Annotated in this window: 18 protein-coding genes; 12 read left to right on the forward strand and 6 right to left on the reverse strand. The window is 45.2% G+C overall.

Translation table 11 applies throughout. The features are described from left to right. Window positions 1-381 precede the first annotated feature (381 nt). Genes AC1U9U_RS08650 through AC1U9U_RS08665 form a run of 4 tightly spaced genes read left to right on the forward strand, consistent with a single transcriptional unit; the run spans window position 382 to window position 6,090 of the window. Complete coding sequence (locus tag AC1U9U_RS08650; RefSeq protein WP_479960156.1) at window positions 382-816, forward strand: MarR family winged helix-turn-helix transcriptional regulator; 435 nt, start codon at window positions 382-384, stop codon at window positions 814-816. 35 nt (window positions 817-851) lie between these two features. After that, window positions 852-2,585, forward strand: coding sequence for an ABC transporter ATP-binding protein (locus tag AC1U9U_RS08655; protein WP_479960157.1), 1,734 nt, complete (start codon window positions 852-854; stop codon window positions 2,583-2,585). Continuing rightward, window positions 2,582-4,495 carry an ABC transporter ATP-binding protein gene (locus tag AC1U9U_RS08660; RefSeq protein WP_479960158.1) on the forward strand — a complete coding sequence of 638 codons (1,914 nt, stop codon included), beginning with the start codon at window positions 2,582-2,584 and terminating at the stop codon, window positions 4,493-4,495. Before AC1U9U_RS08655 ends, AC1U9U_RS08660 begins: the two co-directional genes overlap by 4 nt. A 44-nt stretch (window positions 4,496-4,539) precedes the next feature. After that, window positions 4,540-6,090 carry an HlyD family secretion protein gene (locus AC1U9U_RS08665; protein WP_479960159.1) on the forward strand — a complete coding sequence of 517 codons (1,551 nt, stop codon included), beginning with the start codon at window positions 4,540-4,542 and terminating at the stop codon, window positions 6,088-6,090. 174 nt (window positions 6,091-6,264) lie between these two features. Here the strand turns inward: AC1U9U_RS08665 and AC1U9U_RS08670 are convergent, their stop codons facing one another. The 5 genes from AC1U9U_RS08670 to AC1U9U_RS08690 form a co-directional block, all read right to left on the reverse strand. Next, window positions 6,265-7,119, reverse strand: a complete 855-nt coding sequence (locus tag AC1U9U_RS08670) for a dimethyl sulfoxide reductase anchor subunit family protein (RefSeq protein ID WP_479960160.1) — start codon at window positions 7,117-7,119, stop codon at window positions 6,265-6,267. Further along, on the reverse strand, window positions 7,119-7,688 hold the full coding sequence (locus AC1U9U_RS08675; protein WP_479960161.1) for a 4Fe-4S dicluster domain-containing protein: 570 nt from the start codon (window positions 7,686-7,688) through the stop codon (window positions 7,119-7,121). Before AC1U9U_RS08675 ends, AC1U9U_RS08670 begins: the two co-directional genes overlap by 1 nt. A 14-nt stretch (window positions 7,689-7,702) precedes the next feature. Then, window positions 7,703-9,901, reverse strand: coding sequence for a molybdopterin-dependent oxidoreductase (locus tag AC1U9U_RS08680; RefSeq protein WP_479960162.1), 2,199 nt, complete (start codon window positions 9,899-9,901; stop codon window positions 7,703-7,705). Between the two features lie 27 nt (window positions 9,902-9,928). Then, window positions 9,929-10,720 carry a TorD/DmsD family molecular chaperone gene (locus tag AC1U9U_RS08685; protein WP_479960163.1) on the reverse strand — a complete coding sequence of 264 codons (792 nt, stop codon included), beginning with the start codon at window positions 10,718-10,720 and terminating at the stop codon, window positions 9,929-9,931. A 200-nt stretch (window positions 10,721-10,920) separates the two neighbouring features. Then, window positions 10,921-12,501, reverse strand: coding sequence for a PucR family transcriptional regulator (locus AC1U9U_RS08690; RefSeq protein WP_479960164.1), 1,581 nt, complete (start codon window positions 12,499-12,501; stop codon window positions 10,921-10,923). Window positions 12,502-12,769: 268 nt separating this feature from the next. On the opposite strand from AC1U9U_RS08690, the gene AC1U9U_RS08695 reads away from it, so the two are divergent. From AC1U9U_RS08695 to AC1U9U_RS08715, 5 genes are all read left to right on the forward strand, one after another. After that, window positions 12,770-13,435, forward strand: a complete 666-nt coding sequence (locus AC1U9U_RS08695) for a GntR family transcriptional regulator (protein ID WP_479960165.1) — start codon at window positions 12,770-12,772, stop codon at window positions 13,433-13,435. Between the two features lie 143 nt (window positions 13,436-13,578). Beyond that, a complete protein-coding gene (locus tag AC1U9U_RS08700) occupies window positions 13,579-13,983 on the forward strand; it encodes a DUF3830 family protein (RefSeq protein ID WP_479960166.1) in 405 nt (134 codons plus the stop codon). Window positions 13,984-13,998: 15 nt separating this feature from the next. Next, window positions 13,999-15,378 (forward strand): dihydropyrimidinase, encoded by a 1,380-nt coding sequence (gene hydA / locus AC1U9U_RS08705; protein WP_479960167.1) that lies wholly within the window; start codon window positions 13,999-14,001, stop codon window positions 15,376-15,378. A gap of 236 nt (window positions 15,379-15,614) precedes the next feature. Continuing rightward, window positions 15,615-17,072, forward strand: a complete 1,458-nt coding sequence (locus AC1U9U_RS08710; RefSeq protein WP_479960168.1) for a purine-cytosine permease family protein — start codon at window positions 15,615-15,617, stop codon at window positions 17,070-17,072. Window positions 17,073-17,226: 154 nt separating this feature from the next. Continuing rightward, on the forward strand, window positions 17,227-18,126 hold the full coding sequence (locus AC1U9U_RS08715; RefSeq protein WP_479960169.1) for a fumarylacetoacetate hydrolase family protein: 900 nt from the start codon (window positions 17,227-17,229) through the stop codon (window positions 18,124-18,126). A gap of 61 nt (window positions 18,127-18,187) precedes the next feature. On the opposite strand, the gene truA is transcribed toward AC1U9U_RS08715, so the two are convergent. Further along, window positions 18,188-18,997 carry a tRNA pseudouridine(38-40) synthase TruA gene (gene truA, locus AC1U9U_RS08720; protein WP_479960170.1) on the reverse strand — a complete coding sequence of 270 codons (810 nt, stop codon included), beginning with the start codon at window positions 18,995-18,997 and terminating at the stop codon, window positions 18,188-18,190. 398 nt (window positions 18,998-19,395) lie between these two features. Between truA and acs the strand changes: the two genes are divergently transcribed. The 3 genes from acs (at window position 19,396) to AC1U9U_RS08735 (ending at window position 23,172) form a co-directional block, all read left to right on the forward strand. Then, entirely contained in the window at window positions 19,396-21,330 is a 1,935-nt protein-coding gene (gene acs / locus AC1U9U_RS08725) for an acetate--CoA ligase (protein WP_479960171.1), read from the forward strand. A 65-nt stretch (window positions 21,331-21,395) separates the two neighbouring features. Then, complete coding sequence (locus AC1U9U_RS08730) at window positions 21,396-22,709, forward strand: OFA family MFS transporter (protein WP_479960172.1); 1,314 nt, start codon at window positions 21,396-21,398, stop codon at window positions 22,707-22,709. 103 nt (window positions 22,710-22,812) lie between these two features. Then, window positions 22,813-23,172 carry a hypothetical protein gene (locus AC1U9U_RS08735; RefSeq protein ID WP_479960173.1) on the forward strand — a complete coding sequence of 120 codons (360 nt, stop codon included), beginning with the start codon at window positions 22,813-22,815 and terminating at the stop codon, window positions 23,170-23,172. Window positions 23,173-23,189: the final 17 nt, after the last annotated feature.

Below are 23,189 nucleotides of genomic sequence, written 5' to 3' on the forward strand. Positions count from 1 at the left end.
AATGCGGGATTTTTCCTGAGCATAAGTGAAGGATCTTTTTTAACCAATCGATTTGCATTGGAATTTTTACAATCTCAAATGTGAAAATGCGCATTATGACAAAGCAGGATTTTCCTGAGCATAAAGGTCGGAACTTTTCAGACCGCTAATCAATATTGGAATTTTTATAATCCGAAGGTGAAAATATACATTTACAAGGAAGTTTGGTGCTAACTTCTATAGCATAGGTATGAACCGGAAACCTCTAATCAATCCTTAAATTGGAACTAAAACTCTTATTGACAATAAGTGTCAAGAAGAATAAACTATTAACTGTCTCGATCGTTAAGCTACTTAACGTTTTACCTACTTACCAATTATTTACCAAAGGAGATTGAAACTATGCAGATTAGCAATGCTGAGAAAATCTATGAAATAATGGAGAGGTTTCGCAGAAATATTGCCACCAAAAAAATGAACGGCGAGATCCCCCACAGCGAGTTCAAGCTGCTCAAGGTGATACAAAGAAAAAATGGCGAGGGCGAAGGTGTGACGATTTCCAACCTCAGCGAGCAGATCGGCGTGAGTAAATCTGCCATTTCGCAGATGATCAATCATCTTGAGGATGAAGGATACATCGAACGGGGGTCCACCAAGAATGACCGGCGGCTTGTCTATGTTCATCTGACCCCTCGCGGTGAACACTTTTTAACTGAACAATACCAAAAGTTTTTACAAGGGATGACGGAAATTTTCAACAAAATGGGCGAAAAAGATACGGCAGAATTGCTTCGCCTCTTGGAAAAGCTTTATGAAATCGTTACTGAAAGAGTTTAAGTAAATCGCCTATTAATAGGGGTGGAGGTCGTAACATGCTTAGATTGATTAGATATATAAAACCCTATTACGGGCTTATATTGGGGGCAATCGCCCTGCTGTTTGTGCAGGCAAACTGCGACTTGGCCTTGCCTGACTACATGTCGGACATTGTCAATACCGGGATTATATCCGGAAACACTAATTTCATTTTGAAAACGGGAGCGATAATGCTGTTGATCACTCTTTTGGGAACAGCAGCTTCGGTCACGGTGGGTTTTTTAGCCGCCCGCACAGCCGCCGGCGTTTCCCGGGACTTGCGCTCCGGTGTTTTTAAGAAAGTCGAACATTTTACCCATGCCGAATTCGATCACTTCTCCACTGCTTCCTTAATTACCCGCACCACCAACGATATTACCCAATTGCAGAACGTTTTGGTAATGATGATTCGTTTGATTTTTTACGCACCGATTTTGGGCGTGGGTGGAGTTATTAAAGCCATTTCCAGCAGCCCCTCCATGTCCTGGATCATCGGTATTGCCGTAATTTGTCTACTGGGCATCGTGGGGACCTTGTTTAGCGTGGTTCTGCCCAAGTTCAAAATGATTCAGTCCTTAGTGGACCGCTTAAACTTAGTAGTTCGCGAGAACCTTGAAGGGATGCTGGTCATTCGGGCTTTTAATACCCAGAATTTCGAAGGACAACGCTTTGACAAAGCCAATCGGGACTTACTGGATACCAACCTTTTCGTGAATCGAACCATGGCTCTTATGATGCCGCTGATGATGCTGATCATGAATCTGGTGACTGTGATTATTGTCTGGGTGGGTGCGAAACAAGTTTCTTCCTTCCAAATGGGAATCGGCGATATGATGGCCTATATGCAATATGCCATGCAAATTATCATGTCCTTCTTAATGATGTCGGCGATGTTTATCATGGTCCCCCGGGCTGCCGTGGCCGCGGATAGAATCGCCGATGTTCTGGAGAAGGAAGAAAGTATTAAAGATCCCGACACACCGGTCAATTTCAAGGAAAACTTCCGCCCCACCATTGAATTTCACAATGTGAACTTTGCTTATCCGGGCGGGGAAGATTATGTCCTGCACAACATCGATTTCGTAGCCAAGGCCGGTCAAACAACGGCCATAATCGGCTCAACCGGCAGCGGCAAATCCACCTTGTTAAACCTAATCATGCGTTTCTATGATGTAAGTTCCGGAGCAATCCTCATTGATGGTCAGGATGTTCGGACAGTCACCCGCAAAACTTTGCGGGAAAAAATCGGCTATATCCCTCAAAAAAGCATCCTTTTCTCCGGCTCCATTAAATCCAATTTGTTGTACGGTGATAAAAATGCCGGCGTTGCCACTTTAGATAAGGCAGCGGCGATTGCCCAAGCTACAGAATTTATCGCCGCCAAAGAAGATGGTTATGACTCGATCATCGCCCAAGGCGGGACCAATGTCTCCGGCGGACAAAGACAGCGTCTCTCTATTGCCAGGGCTTTGGTAAAAAATGCTCCGATATATCTCTTTGATGATAGCTTTTCCGCCCTGGACTTGAAGACGGATCGCAATCTGCGAGCCGCCCTCAATCGTGAAACCAGTGATAGCACCATTCTTCTGGTGGCACAACGGGTCAGCACAATTAGGAATGCGGATCAGATTATCGTCCTCGATAATGGCTATATCGTTGGCAAAGGAACCCACAACGAACTTTTAGAAACTTGCGAAGTCTATCAGCAGATCGCCTATTCGCAATTAAGTGAGGAGGAATTGGCGAGATGAGTACCACACAATATAAATCAGGGGCCCAAGGGGGCCGTGGAGGAATGGGGGGCATGGGGGGCCCGGGTGGAGGAATGCGTGGCGGTGGAATGCGTGGCGGAATGCCGGGTGGGGGTGAAAAGGCTAAAGATTTTGGCAAAACCCTCCGAACCTTAAGCGTTTATTTAAAGCCCTATAAAACCACGATCTCTGTCGTCGTTTTCTTCGCCTTATTTTCGACGATTTTCACCATTGTGGGACCGAAATTACTGGGTAAGGTCACCACGAAACTAGCCGAAGGCTTATTCGCCTGGTATGCCCAGACGGGGCTATTGACCAACTTCGATTATATCGGCCGCATCATTGCCCTATTAATTGGTCTTTACTTTGTTTCGGCGGCCTGCTCCTATATTCAGGGATATCTTATGTCCGGTGTAGCCATGGATGTCACTTATCGGTTGCGCCGGGAGATTTCCGAAAAGATGAACCGCATCCCCCTGAATTATTATGACACCAGAAATCATGGGGAGGTTCTGTCCCGAATTACCAACGATGTGGATTTGATTAACCAAACCCTGAATCAAAGCTTGAATCAGATCGTCACCTCCGTGACGAGCATCATCGGGATTTTAATCATGATGCTTTCTATCAGTTGGTTAATGACCCTGACCGCTTTACTGGTTATTCCCCTATCCTTGCTGATTGTGGGATTGGTTCTAAAGCGATCTCAACGGTTCTTTCGCCAGCAGCAGCAGTATTTAGGAGAAATTAACGGCCATATTGAGGAAATGTATGGCGGTCACAACATTGTTCAGGCCTTCAACGGCGAAGCCGAATCCATAGCTATATTTGAAAAAGTCAATGACAAGTTGTACTCTTCCGCTTGGAAATCTCAATTTGCAACAAGTATCATGATGCCGGTTATGGGTTTTGTCGGAAACTTAGGGTATGTTGTGGTGAGCATCTTGGGCGGGTATCTGGCGGTAAAAAAAGTCATCAGTATCGGCGATATTCAAGCCTTTATCCAATATATGCGCTCTTTTACCCAGCCTATCGCCCAACTCTCTTCCATCTCCAATACTCTGCAATCCACCGCCGCCGCAGCCGAACGGGTTTTTGAATTCCTGAATGAAGCTGAAGAAATCCCCGAAACAGAAACTCCCGTTCAGCTGGAGAACTTTAGCGGCAATGTGCGCTTTGAACAGGTCAACTTTGGCTACACCAAGGATAAACAAATCATTCATGACTTTTCGGCGGACATCAGAGCCGGACAGCGGGTAGCTATCGTTGGTCCCACCGGGGCCGGTAAGACTACGATCATGAAGCTTCTAATGCGCTTTTATGATATCGACAGCGGCAGGATTTTGATCGATGACCATAATATCTATGACTTTACCCGCAAGGAACTGCGTTCTTTATTTGGCATGGTTCTCCAAGACACCTGGTTATACAGTGCTTCCATCAAAGAGAATCTTCGCTATGGAACCTTTGCGGCGACCGATGAAGAGGTCATAGAAGCCGCGAAAGCTGCTCACTGTGATGAATTTATTCGGACATTGCCGGGGGGTTATGATATGGTTCTTAACGAGGAATCCAGTAATATCTCCCAAGGACAAAAACAGTTATTTACGATTGCCCGGGCGATACTGGCAGACCCGAAGATCCTGATTTTAGACGAAGCCACCAGTTCCGTGGACACCCGCACGGAGATCTTGATTCAAAAAGCCATGGAAAATCTCATGCGCAACCGTACCAGCTTTGTGATTGCCCACCGACTTTCCACGATCAGAGATGCCGATTTGATTTTAGTGCTGAAAGACGGCGATATCATCGAACAAGGTAATCACGAGGAATTACTGGCTAAGAATGGCTTCTATGCCGAGCTGTATCAAAGCCAGTTCGAAGAAGGCGAAACGGCAGAAGCAGTTTAAAACGGTTACAAACTACTTGGGTAAATAAAAGGGAGGAGCCTCAAATGGGAGTACAATTAAATACCGAAAATCAACCCATAAAACCTAAAAAACGCCTCAAAACCCTGCTTTTAAGCATCTTAACGGTAATCGTCTTAGTCGCCGGTGGTGTCGGTTTCTATTATTTCAATGAAAATAGCCGCTACTTCACTACCGATAACGCCAAAGTGACGGCCAAAATGTATACCATCACCCCTAATTCCACAGGCGAATTGCTGGAGTGGAATGCAAGCGAAGGCAAGCAGGTTGAGAAAAACCAAATTCTCGGACGACAAACTGTTTTGCCCTATATTACCTCACCCATTAAGGGAACGGTAATTAAAAACAATGTGGTGCAAGGTCAATCTGTAGCACCCACCACCCAATTAGCCGTAATTGCCGATACGGATAACCTTTATATCGGCGTCAATATTGAAGAAACAGATATCACCAAGATTAAAGTCGGGCAAGCGGTGGACGTAAAGCTTGATGCCTATCCTGGCACGACCTTTAAAGGAAAAGTTCAGGAGATTGACCTGGCCACACAAACTTATTTCTCCGGGACAGCAAGTTTCAGCACTAGTGGCACCTATACGAAAGTAACCCAGCTCATCCCGGTCAAAGTCGTCATTGAAAATAACGACAATCTGCCTTTAACCTTCGGGATGAATGCGACCGTAAAAATCCACCTCCAGGATATAGATACCAATACACCTGCAACAACCGCTGATTCCAATGATGCTTCCGGTGCACAAGCACTCCATTATAGCAGCAGCATCGAAGCGGCGGAGCAAGTGGGCGTCATCCCCAATGTGACCGGTAAGGTGAGCAAAATCAATGTAAAAATCGGCCAGCATGTGGAGAAAGGTGATGTCTTATTCCAACTGGATAGTTCGGATATGGAATTGCAGGTTAAGCAAGCCCAGGCCGGCTACAATGGGGCAGTGACCTCCTACAACAACGCCAAGAAGGCTTATGACAGCCAAGCCGCCATCATACCGGTTCAAATAGCTTACAAGGAAGCTCAGGACAACTATGCACGTATGGAAAGTTTGTATGAGTCTCAAGCGATAGCAAAAATAGAGCTGGATATGGCCAAAGACAAGGTGGACATTGCCCTTGCCCAACTGCAAGCCGCTCAAAATTCCGCCAAGGCCGCCTTGGATGGGGCCTCCGCTCAAATGGCCGGTGCCAAAGCCGCTCTGGATATCGCCCAAAAGAAACTGGATGATTGCATCGTCAAGGCTCCCCTGTCCGGAGAGGTAGCTGCCAAAACCATCGATGTGGGATCTATGGCTTCGCCCCAAGCTGCGGCCATGACCTTGATCAATACCCAAAACGTCAGAGTTCATATCAATGTTCCGGAAACGAACATCGCCAAGGTAAAGGTTGGCAGCAAAGCTGACGTTCAAGTCCAAGCGATCAATGCGGTTATGGAAGGCTCAGTGGTGAATATCGCCCCTGCTTCCGATGCCAAGTCCGGGATGTTCCAAGTGGAGATTCTTGTGAATAACCCTGATGGCATACTGAAGGCGGGAATGATCTGTGATGTCAATCTACTTGATCTGAATCAATAAAATATTCAAGGGGCGAGAAATCGCCCCTTTTGTATTGCCCTATGGAGAAGTCTGATCGCCCAATTCTTCTATTTACTTTAATTTTATTCAATAAAAGACACCCCGGACCCTCCGCAAGAACGGAGAATCTGGGGTGTTATATAAGGTAAGGAGGTAAAGGACTTTATTAGACAATTACATCAAGGCTGTAATGTGCATGCCGACGGCACTGGCGTAGAAGAGCCCGCGGCCTAAAAGTTCGCCGACTACGCCACAGGAGAGGACCAGAAGGATGAGGGTGGGTTGGGGATTATCTTTTTTGCTAACTGCATTCAGGATGAGGAGGATAGGAACAATCCAGCCGATTGCGGCTCTTACCCAGAAGACAGGACTTGCTAAAAGGTACTGGGCCGTGGCCGCTCCTTCCGGTGTTGCTTCCAAGAGTGAGAAGTACAGGAGATAAAGAATGGCACTGCCGGTGAAGCTGCCTAAAGCAATATTAAGAAGCTGCTTTATTTCTCCGGCGGCGAGGACTCTGCGACCAAGGCCGGCGGTAACCAAGGCGCCCAGGATGATGCTGGTCAGGAGGAAGAAGATAATCGGTCCTAAGTTGTTCCAAGCAGGAACTCTGGGGAGAGTGTAGATCAGGGCACTGCTGATTATCCCTAAGAATCCTAGTCCAAAGGTTAGGGCGAGGATTCCGGTTAACTTGCTTCCCGGTCTCCGGGAGAGCAAAGCGAGATAAGCCCAGGCACCAAAGGTAAAGACAAAGAGGAGGATTTCCCGGCTTAACCAAGAGGTACCCAAATGGGTTAAGGCACGATAAGCAGCTAAGGGATGTCCCAGATGGAAGAGGGAACTGATCATGGCAATTGCCAGCAGCACTCCCGAGACTAAGACTGAACTACGGATAAAGCTTTGATACTCGGCGGAAGGGGCGGTTGCCGACTTGCCCCGTTTTCTTTCCAAAAGCCACAGACAGAAGATAATCCCTACGGAAGTTTGACCGAGAACGGTAAAGAGCACTAACGGCCATTCCCAATTGCCCATTATACATCCCTCCTTATTTGCTTGCCTTGTTTCGGACCGATAAACCGTATGGATGGGTTAGTAATCGAGGGGTTGGGCATTCCCGGTAAGGTTTTAAGAACGCCCGTTCTCATATCCAATTCCTCATTGATTTCTACCATTTCCAAAGCTTCGGGTATACAAGCTGCCACACAGGCAGGTTTTTGCCCTTGATCCAGACGCTGATAACAAAGGTTACACTTTTCTACCTTTTTCACTACCTCATTAAATTGAGGGCGGTCATAGGGACAAGCCATGGTACAAAGCTTACAGCCGATACAGCGGTCCTGATCGTGGATGACAATGCCATCTTCCCGCTTAGTATAGGCCTTAACCGGACAAACCCTTAAACATTCCGGGTTCTCACAGTGGTTACAACCAACAGAGATAAACATCCGGGTCGGCAGGGAAAAATCCTTTTCCCGAAGCTGATAGACTTGACGCCACCGCACGGAGGCATCACTTTGGTATTCATTTTTACAGGCCATTTCACAGCCTCTGCAACCGACACATTTCTCCGAATTATGCAAAAAACCTAATTGCTTACTCATCCTTTATCCCCTCCTTACGCTTTTTCAATGGCTACAAAGTTATCGTGGAAGGCAATACCGTCCATACCAGTAGCTTGTTTACCCATATCGGCAGGAATAGCCTTTACGGTGTAGTTCACATTGAACTTGGAATCCTTGTACCAAGCCTCGTAGCTGACGATGACATCGGGAGAGGTAGTCCTGGTCAGGTGGGCTTTAATAGTCACTTCTCCAAGGTCATTGAAGATCCGCACCATATCCCCTTCGGCAATACCATGCTTAGCGGCAAGCTCAGGATGAATTTCCACAACAGGTTCAGGGTTGGCCTTCATCATCCAGTCCAGGTTTTGGAATTGCGAGTGCAGCCCATGCTGAGGATGGGGGGTCATGAAACGGATTGGGTATTGGTCGGGAGCTTTCATCTCTTCCACCCAAATGGGGATAGCGGGGAGACCATTAGCCGCTGCTAATTCGCTATGAATCTCGATTTTCTTCGAAGGTGTACGGAAGTTGCCATCTGCCCAAGCAACCTTGAGACTTTCCGCTTTGCGGGGACCATCCAGCAATTCCTTATAATCCGAAATTCCCAACATACTATAGACTCCCTCATTGAATTCCTTGGCTGTCCATTCTTCGGGATCACCCTCGGTGGGGTAGGTGCAGGAGCCAGGCTCTAAGGCATTCATCGCTTTCGATAAGGCCATGGCGATTTCCACATCGCTCTTAGATTCATACATAGGCTCAATCGCCCGCTGATTGATGCCCACCCAGTGATGCCAGTAGCTGGCCATAACATCCCAGTCCTCAAAGTGAGTGGTAGCAGGCAGCACGATATCCGATAACTCCACATTCTGATTGAAGAATGAATCTACGGTGACCACCAGTTCCATGGAGTTAAACATCTTGATAATGTCATTGGTATCCGGGTCTTGGGAAACGGAGTTCCGACAGGCGAACCAGAGCATTTTTACCGGGGGATCGGTGAGGGCTTGGACATCGGCAGCAAAGTTATTCATGTTGACAGCCCGGTCCGTATAAGTTCCGTCAGCCCCGGGCATCCCTACTGAGCCTTCCGGTGCAGGCATGACCATGGCGTGGTAGTTGAAGCCCCAAGTCTCCAGATGAGCGTAGTTGACGCCACCGCCGGACTTGCCCACATTACCGGTCATTGCACCTAAAGCATCAATGATCCGGACATTTTGACCACCATTGGTGTGCCGCTGCATACCATAGCCCACCCAGATGGAGGCCGGTTTGGCAGTAGCATACTCATGGGCCAGTTGAATAATCACATCTTTGGGAACGCCGGTTTTTTCGGCAGCCCAATCCAGGGTGATATTCTTTTTAACATAATCTGCCCACTCGTCAAAACCGATAGCGTTGGCTTTGACATAATCCCAATCCACTAAGCCGTTATCCAAGATATAGCGGGCCATGCCGAGGGCCAGAGCACCATCGGTACTGTTCTTGATCTGAATATAGAGATCTGCTTTCGAGGCAGTAGAGGTTAAGATTGGGTCAATGACGACTAATTTTGCTCCCCGCTCCTTAGCTTTCATAATGAAGGGCAGACTGTGAATACCGGTCCAGGCACAGTTTGATCCCCAGAGGATGATGTAATTGGCATTAGCCATATCTTCAGGGTCATTATTGACAATGGTACCGAAGTCATAGGTTTGGGAATCGATACCCGCCGGCCAGCAAGGGGTTCCCACGGCTCTCGTAGTATAGCCGATACTGGACATCGTCCCCTCAATACCATAATGGGTAATGCCAAAGTTACCGGAGTATTTATTCATTGCAATGGGCAGGGTGGAACCGTAGCGTTTTTTTAGATCCAGGATCTTCTCGGCAATGGTATTCATGGCTTCATCCCAGGTGATCTTTTCCCAATTCCCTGAGCCCCGGGGCACTTGCTTCATGGGATATTTGATCCGGTCGGGGCTGTAAACCCGGCGGGTATAGTTATACCCTTTAAGGCAAAGCTTGCCATTGGTATAGGTACTCTTGGGATCTCCCTCTACCTTTTTCAGAATCCCATCTTCTACATAGGAGATCTGAGCACAGGTATCATAACAGTTACGGGGACAGACATTGCGGAAGGTCTTTACCCCGACCGTTTCTGTGCCTGCTATAACCTTATCGGATTTGGCTAGCATATTGAAGCCAAATAATCCGGCTCCGGCGGTGACTGCAGCGGTTCCACCGATAAATTGACGACGCGTAATCTTCATGATAAACCTCCCTCATTTTTTCTTTAATTAAACGGATTGAGGTGACTTTACATCTATAGGAATAACTGATCTAAGAATGAGTTCTCCAAGGTTAACAAAGACTTGCATTTTGGCAAATGAGGAAAAGCTCTGCACAAAACGGGGGAGCCAAATTGCCAGATGATCTTGATAAAAGGTATTGTAGTTTTCTAGGTAGGCTAGTGCTTGTGGGATTTTATTTTGTCGGAAATACTGAAAAGCATTAGTCAGCAGGTAAGCAACGAATTCCAGCTCCGTAGCGATAAAATCATCTGGTTCATTACTTGAACCAGCTAAGACTAATCCCTCTGCGCGATACCGGCGGCGAACCTTGAAGGTAGAATCCTGTAAAACCAGCCGCTCACCATGCCGGTAGACGGACTCATAGGGCGGGGTGGGCGGAGATTTCGGTCCCACAAACAACCGATTGAATTCAAAAACCCATTTGCTCCTATCCTCGTTCTCATAAGCTTGAATCAGGTTGAGTAGCACTCTGTCCTCGCTTGAATTTCCCTCTTCTCTATACCTTTTCATAATCTCACGGCCGGACTTGTTCTTGGGTGACCTTTCACTTTGACTTAAGACGAAAACCTTCCCTGTGTTTTCACCTTTACTTTTCCTCTCGCCTTCCTTGACGCCTATCCAATTAGAATAGGCATGGATTAGCTCTGCCAGAGTCTGATCGAGGCTTTCCCCACCTAATGAAAAAACTCTACTGAGAGCAGTCAGTGTCGCGATACGAGCCTGAAGTTCTTCAATTACCTGCTCAGAAGCATCCGGCAGACACTTTAGCTCTTGCATAACATCCCTCCTTTACAAAATGTAGTGAATTGTTTCTCTTTTCTAACTAAACTTTACTTGTTTTCTTTTATAAATCTTTATGAAATTATTTAGTATCCTTTATAAAAAGCAACAAAGCCCTTGCACCATACTAGGTACAAGGGCGTGACTTTTTGGCAACACTATTTTTAAATCCTGTCAGAATGTCATTATCTGTAATACTATTCCTGCCAAAGGGAGTTCAGTCGGCCAATTTTTAGAGCAATATACAAATTCATGCGTGTTTCGAAGCTTCCTAAATCCCGATCTAAAACCTCCGCTGCTTTTTTTAAACGATAGCGCAAGGTGTTGGGATGGAGAAAGAGGCGATCTCCCGCCAGATTCAAATCCCCGTCGGAAGCAAGGTAAACAAGCAAAGTCTCTTCCAGGTGCAAGTTATTCTCCTTATCGAAATTAAGTAAGGGCCCTAAGACCTCATTGCGAAAATCCTCCAACTCCTGATGTTCTAGCTTTAATAAAAGCCGCATGGCCCCTAAGTCTTGGAACAAAACTACTCTCTCTTCTAAGCTAAATAACTGTCCCAGCTCCAAGGCTGATTTGGCTTCTTGAAAACTACGGTGAATATAGCGGGCTGAAGCATAAAGATTGCCGACTCCAAAGATAACGGGCCGCTCCCCCTCCCTGTTTTCAAGGAGGTTAAGTAAAGGGCTTAGGAGTTGCTTGGCCGTAGCATGCGATTGGCTTAAGGGTATCATTCCTTCTAAAGGATAAAGGAGCACGATCTGGTCATTACGTTCTAAGAAAATCGTCCGAGGTTGATTGCGTAAGACCATAGCTACTGTGTCTAAAAGCTCCTGAAAAGCCAAGCGATCATTGGAGTCCGGGTCATAGCCAGAAATCTCGCCTACGACCACCAGATGAGGCTTGGTCAGGTCCATCCCCCAAAGCCTGCCTCGTGACTGCACTACTTCCAGGGAATCAAAGTTATTATAGAGAAGATCAAAGAGAAAGTCCCGATAATGCTGGCGTTCCGTGTCCTCTACCGATTGGGCTTTGGCCAGTTCAAAGTATAGCAATAGGGCAACCTTATAGATATAAAACCTCTCCACTGCATTAAGTCCCTCAGGATCTGTATTTAAACCGATATACCCTAAAAGACCTTGATGCCCCGCTAAAGGATACCAGCTTAAGGGTATATCCTTATACTGAATGTCATTCCAGCTCCCGGAACTTAGAGGGGTTTCCAGCATTAAATCTAAAGACTTGAAACTGGAGAGCTTCGGCGTCACAAAGGGAATAGGGTTAAGCGGGAGACCTTCGCCCCCTTCCCAAGCCAGTACCTTATAGCGTTTATCTACAAGAAAAGCATCAGCCTTAAGTACCTTTTTCAGCTCAGCAAGAATCGTTAATCCATTGCCATGGGTGAAAAGCTCAGATAAGTGCCTGGAAAAATCCTCGCAGGCTCCGAGAATTCGCCCTTTTTCCCGCTCCACCCAATCCGTTACTTTAGTGCAGAAGTCCTCCCAGGGGTAAGGAAGAGCAACCAGTAAGCTGCTGTGGTTATCTACTTTAAACTCTACACCAATACTAAGACGCAGAAAATTTCCCTGGGGTTCTATGTTCAAACACTCACCGGCAAAGGGCAGACGATTCTCTTTTCCTCTTATAGATATTGAGCCAATCGGTAAAGCAAGGATCTCCTCATGCACGAGGGTATTTTCACGAACGGGTTCGAGATGAAGCAGTTCGATAAATCGGCGAAAGGTGGCCGGTTCAGGCAGGGTATAAATCACAACACTCACCTTCTTATGGATTTCATGTTATAAGTTTCTCCATCTTTCTTAATTTTTCCTCTCTTAAATTAAAAATACTTACAAAGCCTCGCGATAATATGATAGGTTACAGAGCTTTAGGGTGAGGTAGATGGCAGGCAAAAATCCTTAGGATTAGACTCTAAGGATTTTGTCGAATTTTCGCAAAACTCTCTATTGACTCTTTTAAAAGTTTAATGTATTCTGAAATTAACAAATTGTATACAATCCAGTATTCAGACTGCGAAAGGAACAAGATATGCAGCCAAAAAATGAAACGAAAATTTATAATTCTATAAAACAAGCAATCATTGAGCATAAATTGCCGCCCAACACTCAATTAGTTGAAGATGTATTAGCCGAATCCTTTGGCGTTAGTCGAACTTTGGTAAGACAAGCTTTACGAAGGTTATCTTACGAAAAATTAGTTAAAATAATTCCTAATAAGGGTGCTTTTGTTGCTTGTCCCACCTGGGATGAAGCAAAGCAAATTTTTGAAATCAGAGAAGTTCTAGAAGCGGCTGCAACACGTCAAGCCTGCAGAAATGCAACTGAAGAGGAAATCAATGAGATCGCAGAACTCATTCAGCAAGAACGAAATGCTAACTTAAGGGATGATGCTTTTGAATCCTTACGGCTCTCTTTAAATTTCCATCTTAAAATTGCTGGATTAACCCGTAATTCTTATTATCAACGTTATTTAGAAGAACTAACTTCATTGATCTATGTAATAGTTTCCTTCTATGGTGCTAAGAAAACCTTTTGTGGTTGTGACGAGCATGATGAGTTACTAAATTTAATAAGAGAAGGCAAGGAAGATTTAGCTGAAAAATTTATGATTGAGCATTTACGCGAAGTTAATAAGGGTATTAATTTTAACGAAAATTTCAGCTCTTCTTTAGCAGATATTTTTAAAAACAGTTAATTTTTTGCTTTTAGGATTGTATACATTTTTGTTTTTCTTTTTGTGTACAGTCTTAAATATAATTCTACGTTGAAAGGAGGACCTTGGACAAACATATCGGGATACGACCCATCCTTAATAAATTTCAAAGGGAGGTATATCAAATGATTAAAATCACCGCTGGGAAATACGAATTCTTAGCAAAGCTGGAAGTTGAGAAAGCACCTAAAACTTGTGAAGCCTTTAAAAAAATGCTCCCGTATACAAACAAGTTATATCACTGCCGCTGGTGCGGTGAAGCAGTTTGGATTCCGATTGATGAGCAAATCAGTCTCGAAAACGAGAATCATACAACCTATCCATCAAAAGGAGAGATTTTATTTTATCCCGGTGGGGCCATTGGAGGAGAATTTCTCTTACCTTACGGTAGCTGCGCTTTTATGAGTAAGGTAGGGGCATTAGCAGGTAATCACTTCCTTACAATTCAAAATAATTTAGAAGACCTTGCTAAATTAGGCAGCGAACTTTTGGAACATGGGGCATGCACTATTACCATTGAAGAATGCTAGAACGGAGGTAGAAAGATGAGAGTAATAATTAAAAACGGAACAATTGTAACCGCATCTGATATTTATAAAGCCGATCTAAGAATTGAAGGCGAAGTTATTACTGGAATCGAAGCTTCTATTACACCGGAAGAGGGAGATACAGTAATTGATGCCTCTAATCAATATATCTTCCCGGGCGGAGTAGATATCCACACCCACCTAGATCACTTCGGGACTCCGGATGATTTTGAAAGTGGTACTATGGCTGCAGTTGCCGGAGGAATCACTACCGTAGCAAGTTTTGTAGAACCTGAGAAGGATATGGGCATCCTGGATACCTTTAAGGATTGGAAAAACAGACGAGCAAAGCCTTCTTGCATTGATTATGCCTTAGTCCCTACGATTACTGGGAAATTTAGCGAAAGTACCTTGGAAGAAATTCCAGCTCTCAAAGAAGAAGGCGTTGGTGCTTTAAAACTATTTTTAGCTTATGGCCATATCTTAAGTGATGTAGATGTCTATAAAATCTTTAAAAAATCAGCTGAGTACGACATTTTTTGTAACATCCATGGTGAGAATGGGCCTGTTTGTGATCAATTGATCGCTGAGGCAATTGCCAAAGGAAATACTGAACCAATCTATCATGGTTATACAAGAACCACGGGCTTAGAAGCAGAAGCCACCTTCAGAGCGATTGCCATTGCTGAAGCAGCAGATGCACCTGTACGGATTGTTCATGTATCCTGCAGAGAGGCAATAGATGTTATTGCCCAAGCACAAAACAGAGGTGCAAAGGTATTAGCTGAAACTTGTCCTCATTACTTAACGTTAGATATCAGTTATTTAGGTCTTCCAAACTTTGAAGGGGCAAAATATGTTTGTGCTCCTCCCCTCCGTGAAAAGAAACATCAACAATCTTTATGGAATGCTATTAACGCCAATGTCATAACAACAGTAGGCTCAGATCATGCACCGGTTTGTTTTGAAGGGGAGTATTCCAAACAACGAGGAAGAGAAGCCTTTAATAAGATCCCCAATGGCTGTTCAGGGGTAGAAGACATTTTTTCAGTTATGTACCATTTTGGAGTTCATGAAAAACGTATTTCTTTGCAGAAGTTTGTTGAAGTTCTATGTACCAATCCAACAAAGGAATTTGGGCTATATCCGAAAAAAGGCACAATTAGTATTGGCAGTGATGCTGATATCGTATTACTTGACCCTAATAAGACCAGAACCATTACCCAGTCAAAGCAATATGGTAAAACAGATTTCAACTCTTGGGAAGGAACCGAGGTCCATGGCGTGATTACTCATGTCTTATCTCGCGGGGAAGAAGTCGTAAGAAATGGGGAAGTAATTGGTAAGGTCGGACGTGGTCAATATCTCAACTGCAGCAAATCTAGTGTTTTTAAATAAAAAAAGAGATAAAGAAAGTATCTCCATAGTGATCAATGATACCTTCTCTATACTCCTAAAAAGAATCTATTGATTCTCAAAGCAACTTTTATAATAACACAAAATTAAATAATTTAAAATAGAGAGGCCACTAATGTGTCAGCATTATGGGTTGATGATTATTTAACAATATAACCTTTAGTGGTCTCCTTGAAAAAGCTCCAAACTTTCCTTGTGGTGAAAGGTAGGTAATTAATGTGAGTCACGAATCAGATAAAGATGCTATACAATTACAAGAAGAATTAGCCAAGAAATATAAAAGCCCCAAAGGCGTTGAACAATTCGGTGTTGAAGCGGTCCCTCAGGAACTGAAGACAACAAAATGGTACGATTTATTTGCGATTTTTGCATCTTTCTTTATTACTCCGGTTCATATGATGCTCCCCGGAACGATGGCATTAGCTTATGGTCTTTCTTTCTGGCAAGCAGTTATATCCACGACACTTGGCACAATGATTGCATATGTTTTCGAAGCGATCTTCGCAATTACCGGAACAAAGTATGGGTTGGCTGGAGCAGTAGCAACGCGTTTTACAATGGGCAGCACACTGTCACGGATTATTCCTTCTATTCTAAGAGCAGCTACATCTATTATCCTTTTTGCAGCACAGACTTTGGGCGGTGGATTAGCGATTCAGGCCTTGCTCCGCGAAGCAACCGGTAATACTTACAATTTACTAGTTATCAGTTTCCTCTTTGCAATTTTCCAAACGATTGTCGCTATTATGGGATTCGAGGGGTTAAAAAAATTAACCAGATTTATCTTCCCATTAAAGTTGCTTGGGATGGGATACATTGCTTATAGCCTAATTTTCTCGGGTATTCCTGAATTTTCTTGGGACTTAGTAACCAAAACTCCCGGAACAGCCGGTTGGAGTGGCTTTGCAATAGCTACTAGTATGATGATGGGCATATTCCTTACTCTGATTACTGATACTTCAGATTTTTGCCGATATACAAGAAGTAACCCGGATATGTTTTTTGGTACCATTGTAGGTACTGGTGTAAGTCAATTTATAGCTTCATTCTTAGGTGTATATTCAGCTCTTGCAATCAAAAACTGGAACGTCTTTGAAGCAATGACTCATACCCACCCTAGCCTTATTATTCTCGTATTCCTAATTCTCATGGTTGTATTGGACAACTGGTCGGTGAATATCCTGAATCTTTACACTGCAGGATTGTGCTTGGTTAATTCAGTACCCAAGTTGGGACGTTTCTGGTGGACAGTTATTGCCGGTGTAATCGCTACAATTGCTTGCACTCAGCCTGTATTCATCGACAATGCTTCAGAAATTGTTAACAAGTTTGGCTTGCTGTATTCGCCTATAGCAGGGATATTGATGGCGGACCTTATATTCTTGAAGAAATTCAAGATGGATATAAGCGAACTAATGAAGTCCGATGGTAGATATAGCTACTTCAAAGGTTGGAACTTGGTTGCAGTGCTAGTTATTATTATCGGAGCGATTGTCTTTAATTACTGGCCGGTCGAAATGATACCAGTATTGAGTAACATCATATTCTCCGCGATCCTTTATTATGTACTGGTTAAACTAATAAGCCCATACTCTAAATCTTTAAGAATCGCCTCTACTCCCTTTGAAGAGGAAGAAATTACAGTAAATAATTCTAATGCTAATGTCGCTAGATAATTGAATGTAACAACCTTGATAGCAGAAAGTTTCTTAATGGCTAACGGAAAATATTCCGTTAGCCACTTTTCTAAGCCCTGTATTGAAGGGGCATCCGAGATCAATCATTTCATTACAAGGGTATAAATGACTATTTAGATTGGGGGTTGACTAAATGAAGCTTTTAACCTTTCAAACTTCGGACGGATTAAAGATGGGAGTGAAAACTGATAAGGGTATCTTAGATATAGGCAAGGCCTTCAAAACTATTTCCGCTAAGGTAAAAGTGCCTATGACGATTAATGAACTACTACAATTCGGTGAAAATGGGGTTGAATTACTCAAGGATTATGTGGCTAGTATTGAAAAAATTGGACGTTATGATTTATTTATAGAAGAGAAAAATTTGACTTTCGGACCTTGTATTCCACAACCGAGAAAAATAGTGGGAATTGGTCTAAATTATTATGGCTATCTGAAGCTTTCGAATACACCGAAGCCAAATTTTCCTTATATATTTACAAAATTTCCAAGCGCAGTAAGATCTACAGGCGATGAGGTTGTTATTCCATTTAACTCAGAGCAAGTTGATTTCGAGGCTGAGTTGGCTATTATCATAGGAAAAACAGCAAGGAATGTTTCCCCGGAAGAAGCACTTAATTATGTAATAGGGTACTGCAATGCAAATGACTTTTCTGCTCGGGATTTACAATATAGTACCCCATCATGGCTACCCGGGAAATGTTGTGATAGCTTCTGCCCTATTGGTCCTTACCTGGTGACTTCTGATGAAATAGGCGATCCCAATAATTTAAGTTTGAAGGCTTATGTTAATGGAGAATTAATGCAGAATTCAAATACTTCAGATATGATTTTTCGCTGTAATGAGATAGTATGTGAACTTTCTCAACTATTTACCTTAGAACCAGGGGATATCATCTTAACCGGTACACCAGAAGGAATTATTATGACATACCCTGAGGACCAACGGGTCTGGCTTAAAGATGGCGATCAAGTGGTTGTCGAAATTGAAAAGCTAGGGCGTCTCGTTAGTATCATGAAAAAAGAAGAATGAAAATTTTATATAAAACACCCTGGATCCTCCACAACGTTGGAAAAATCCAGGGTGTTTTTAGTTAAAAGAACTCCGGAAAAACTTCCCCAGGCATCTCCTCCCCGTAATGGACATAGCTCAAGGTCAGTCCTTGGGGTCCCGCGGTAACCCCCCCACGCTTCCGATCTTGGGATGTAAGTATCCCTGGAATCTCAGCTGGTTGAATCCGATTTTTACCCACATAAATCAAAGTTCCGGCGATGATACGGACCATATTATAAAGAAACCCATCGCCGATACAAGTAATCCGGATATGTCCCTCTTTTTCCGCCACCCGGCAGACGTATAGAGTCCGTTCAAAGGTCTTGCTGCTTCCGCCCACTGACGAGAAGGCCTTAAAGTTATGCCTTCCCACCAGGTATAGGGCGGCTTGTTGCATTTTTTGATAATTCAAAGGAACCGGTTCATGTAATGAATAAAGACGGGTAAAGACATCCGCAACCTGGTGATTATCGATCCGGTAATCGTACCGCTTCCACCTAGCGGAAAAACGGGCATGAAAATCTTCGGCAACCTCCTGAGCTTCTAAGATTCGAATATCTCTTGGCAATAAGCTGTTAAAAGCCTTGGGAATTTTATCTACTGGGATCCGAGCTTCGGTCCGGAAATTAACTACTTGTCCAGCCGCATGAACTCCGGTATCCGTACGCCCTGCCGTATTGACCGATATTTCTTCCTCCACCAGCTTTGCCCATACTGTTTCCAAAGTGCCTTGAACGGTGGGGCCATGGAACTCCGGCTGGCGTTGAAAGCCGTGATAATCTGTCCCGTCATAGGCAACCTTGAGGCAGATATTTCTTATATCTTTTGTATCACTTTTGTCTTTTTCCACTAAGCCCCTCACCCCACACCTTCCATTAATCTGTTATCGTTCCATGAAATCGAGTGATGCTAGCTCGCTCCGCTTAGGATGACCTATTCTAATAATAATAGCATGACCCACACTAAACAAGGTAATAACTTCCGTTCAGCTGCGTCAAGTGACCATTTACCCCCCAAGTTCTTCCCCGTCCCCATTGACCCTACAAAATTAACCATTCGCCCCGTGAAGATCTACTTGCCTTTGTAATTGTGCCTCGGATAACTTCCCAGAAAACTCCTTTTATCCCATACCTTTGCTCTTTCAACTCAATTCCGTGTTCTTCCTCCTGCTCCTTTGATAGAATGCAGTAAACCATTCTTCATTCTGAGAATTATTAACTTAAAATAAAACCAAAGGGAGGATTATTTATGCAGGAAAAAAACCTTGAGGCCTTATTAGAAGAGGATCGACTGTTCCCCCCCAGTGAGGAATTTCGTCAAAAGGCAATTATCCAAGGCCCGGAAATCTATGAGCAGGGGCAGGATCATCTTAAATTTTGGGAAGAGCAAGCCAAGAATATTACTTGGTTTAGTCCCTGGCAAAAAACTTTAGAATGGAATCCTCCCTTTGCCAAATGGTTTATCGATGGTAAGCTCAATGCCTCCTATAACTGTTTGGATCGTCATCTTAAAGATTGGCATCGCAATAAAGCTGCCATTATCTTTGAAGGAGAAAACGGAGACACCCAGGTTCTTACCTATCAGGATCTCCATCGGGAAGTATCTAAATTCGCCAATGTACTAAAGGACAATGGAGTAGCCAAAGGGGATCGAGTTACCATCTACCTACCCATGATTCCGGAAGCAGTCATTGCCATGTTGGCCTGTGCCCGTATCGGGGCTCCCCACAGTGTGGTCTTTGGCGGCTTTAGCTCCGAAGCCCTCCGGGACCGGGTTATCGATGCTCAAGCGAAAATGGTCATTACCTCGGACGGAAGCTTCCGGCGGGGCAACACCATTCCCCTAAAAGCTAACACCGATATCGCCTTAGACGGGGTGGATTGTGTAGAACATGTAGTAGTAGTCCAGCGGACCAAGCAAGCGGTAGAGATGAAGGAGGGCCGGGATCTTTGGTATCATGATGAGATGCAAAAGGCCTCTTTAGATTGTCCGGCTGAGCCAATGGACGCAGAGGATATGCTTTTCATCCTCTACACCAGTGGCACCACCGGTAAGCCGAAGGGTGTCGTTCATACCACCGGCGGCTATATGGTAGGAGTCTCTACCACTCATCGCTGGGTCTTTGACCTTAAGGAAGAGGATGTCTACTGGTGTACCGCCGATGTGGGATGGATTACCGGGCATTCATATATTGTTTATGGCCCCTTAGCCAACGGTGCTACCATGGTCCTCTATGAAGGAAGTCCCGATTATCCCCAGCGTGACCGCTTCTGGGAAATCGTCGAAAAATATAAAGTGACTATTCTCTATACCGCTCCCACCGCGATTCGTACCTTTATGAAGTGGGGTCCCCAATACCCCCAAAGCCGGGATCTCTCAAGCCTACGTCTCCTGGGCACCGTTGGTGAGCCTATCAACCCGGAAGCCTGGATGTGGTACTATAAATATATCGGCGGGGAAAAATGCCCCATCGTTGATACTTGGTGGCAAACGGAAACCGGCATGATCATGATGACTCCCCTCCCCGGGGTCACCTCCCTTAAGCCGGGATCATGTACGGTTCCCTTCCCCGGTTTAAAAATTGAAGTTGTGGACAATAGTGGCAACGCTGTTCCCAAGGGCAGTGGCGGTTACCTGGCCATCAAGGAACCTTGGCCGGCCATGCTCCGCAATGTCTATGGGGACCCGGAGCGCTTTGAACGGACTTACTTCGGTAACTGGCCCGGAATCTACTTCCCCGGGGATGGAGCCAAGTGGGATAATGAGGGTTACTTCTGGATTCTTGGTCGGGTAGATGATGTAATCAACGTCTCTGGTCACCGCATCGGCACCATGGAAGTAGAAAGTGCCCTGGTAGATCATCCCTCCGTGGCTGAGGCCGCCGTTATCGGTAAAAACCATGAGGTCAAGGGGCAAGCTCTTTCCTGCTTCGTCACCTTAAAGGAAGGTGTAGAAGTAACCCCCGACTTAGTGGATGAACTGAAAAAACATGTGGCCAAGAAAATCGGAGCTTTGGCCCGACCGGACGATATTTTCTTCACGGCTGAACTTCCCAAGACCCGCAGTGGTAAAATTATGCGCCGTCTCCTCAGAGATATTGCGGAAGGGCGTGCTATCGGCGATACCACTACCTTAGCAGATGCTTCCGTTGTCAATATGCTCAAAGCCAACTACCAAGACTAGATTGAACTCACTAAGCTAAAAGGCCAGGGTATTCCCCTGGCCTTTCTTAAGAAAGGAGAGAGATTATGACTAAGAATGTTCGCGGATGGACCGTGACTTTAGCCGGTACCGGAATCAATCTAGCTCTGGGGGTTCTTTATACCTGGAGTGTTTTTGCCGCCGCTTTGACCGAACAATTTGGTTGGTCAAAGACCGCAGCCTCAATCCCCTATACCGTAGCCTGTGCCGTATTTGCTCTGATGATGGTCCCCGGCGGCCGCTTGCAGGACCGTATTGGCCCCCGCTGGGTTGCCACTGTAGGGGGACTATTTGCCGGTGGCGGATTAATCTTAAGCAGCTTTACCGATTCCCTTTTTCTGCTAATCCTGACCTTCGGTCTCATCGCCGGAATCGGGATTGGTCTAGGCTATTCGGCTGCAACCCCGGCTGCGGTAAAATGGTTCCCACCCCAAAAGAAAGGACTTATCTCCGGTATTGTGGTAGCAGGATTTGGCCTGGCCTCCCTCTATATCGCACCACTAACGAACTCTTTTATCGGCAGCTTTGGCGTCAAGGGGGCTTTCCGTATCGAAGGATTAATCTTTCTCTTCGCCATCGTCGCCCTTTCCCAAGTCTTAGCGGTCCCTCTCGCCCCTGTTTCTTCCACCTCTAAAACCTCTAGTACCCCAAACACCGGGACCCCCCCCTCATCCCCTTCCCCCGCGACCCCGGCCCCCGGGATTGACCCAACCGCATCGGAACAGGCAGCTACATGCTCATGCCCTACCTCCCCCCTCGCCGCCCCTGAGAAGACCGACTTCTCCTGGCAGGAAATGCTCAGGGATAGTCGCTTCTATCTCCTCTGGATTATGTTTGCTGCCGGAGCAACCGCAGGACTGATGATTATCGGCCAGTTATCCACCATTACCAAGCTACAAACCGGGGTCTCCTGGGGCTTTGCCATGGTGGCCTTACTAGCCATCTTCAATGCCGGCGGCCGGGTTCTGGCCGGATGGCTTTCCGACCGGATCGGTCGCAGCTGGACTATGCGGATTTTCTTCACCCTTCAGGGGCTGAATATGCTGGCCTTTGCTCTCTATAGCAGCCCCGTTCTTATTGCAGTAGGGGCAATCATGACCGGCTTAAGTTACGGCTCACTGCTCTCACTTTTCCCTTCCGCCACCTATGACTTCTTCGGCACGAAAAACGGCGGGGTCAACTATGGCCTGGTCTTTACCGCCTGGGGAGTAGGCGGGGTCTTCGGTCCCCTAATGGCCGGAACCGTAGTAGATATGACCAACAGCTACTTCTACGCTTATTTGATTGCTGCCTCCCTCTGTCTGATAGCCGCCTTCCTTACGATCTTTTTAAAAAGTGGTCCATTGACAGTTAAAAACTAAAATCACTGCCTATTAAGCCTTAGCGAAGGACTTTATTATCATTGCAATCATGCCCTTTTTTTTGGTATATTAAGCTTAACCACTAAGGGGCGGAGGAAGGGCTTTGGAAAACAATAAGTTTCAAGAGCAGATTATAAACCGCTTAGATGAAATCTCTCGTAAACTTGAACAAAATGATAAGTTCCAGGAGCACGTTCTAAACAAGTTTGAACAGGTTTTTGTTCACCTGAAAATTCTTTCCGATAGTATCGATACTCTTGCCGTTAATCAAGAAAAAATGCAACTTGATATAGTAAATATTAGACAAAACCAAGTTCGGATGGAGCATGACCTTATTGAACGAGACTTCCTTCAGAGGGGGATTCAACCCCCGCTGAAGGTTAGTCGAGTCCATACTGGACTTAACCGCCCTTTGGCACCCACTTCGTTGGGGACATTCCTGGGCAGCGAAGCCTTTGCCTAAAATAGAGGTGTGTCCCC

It is taken from the genome of Desulfitobacterium sp., from assembly GCF_982384815.1.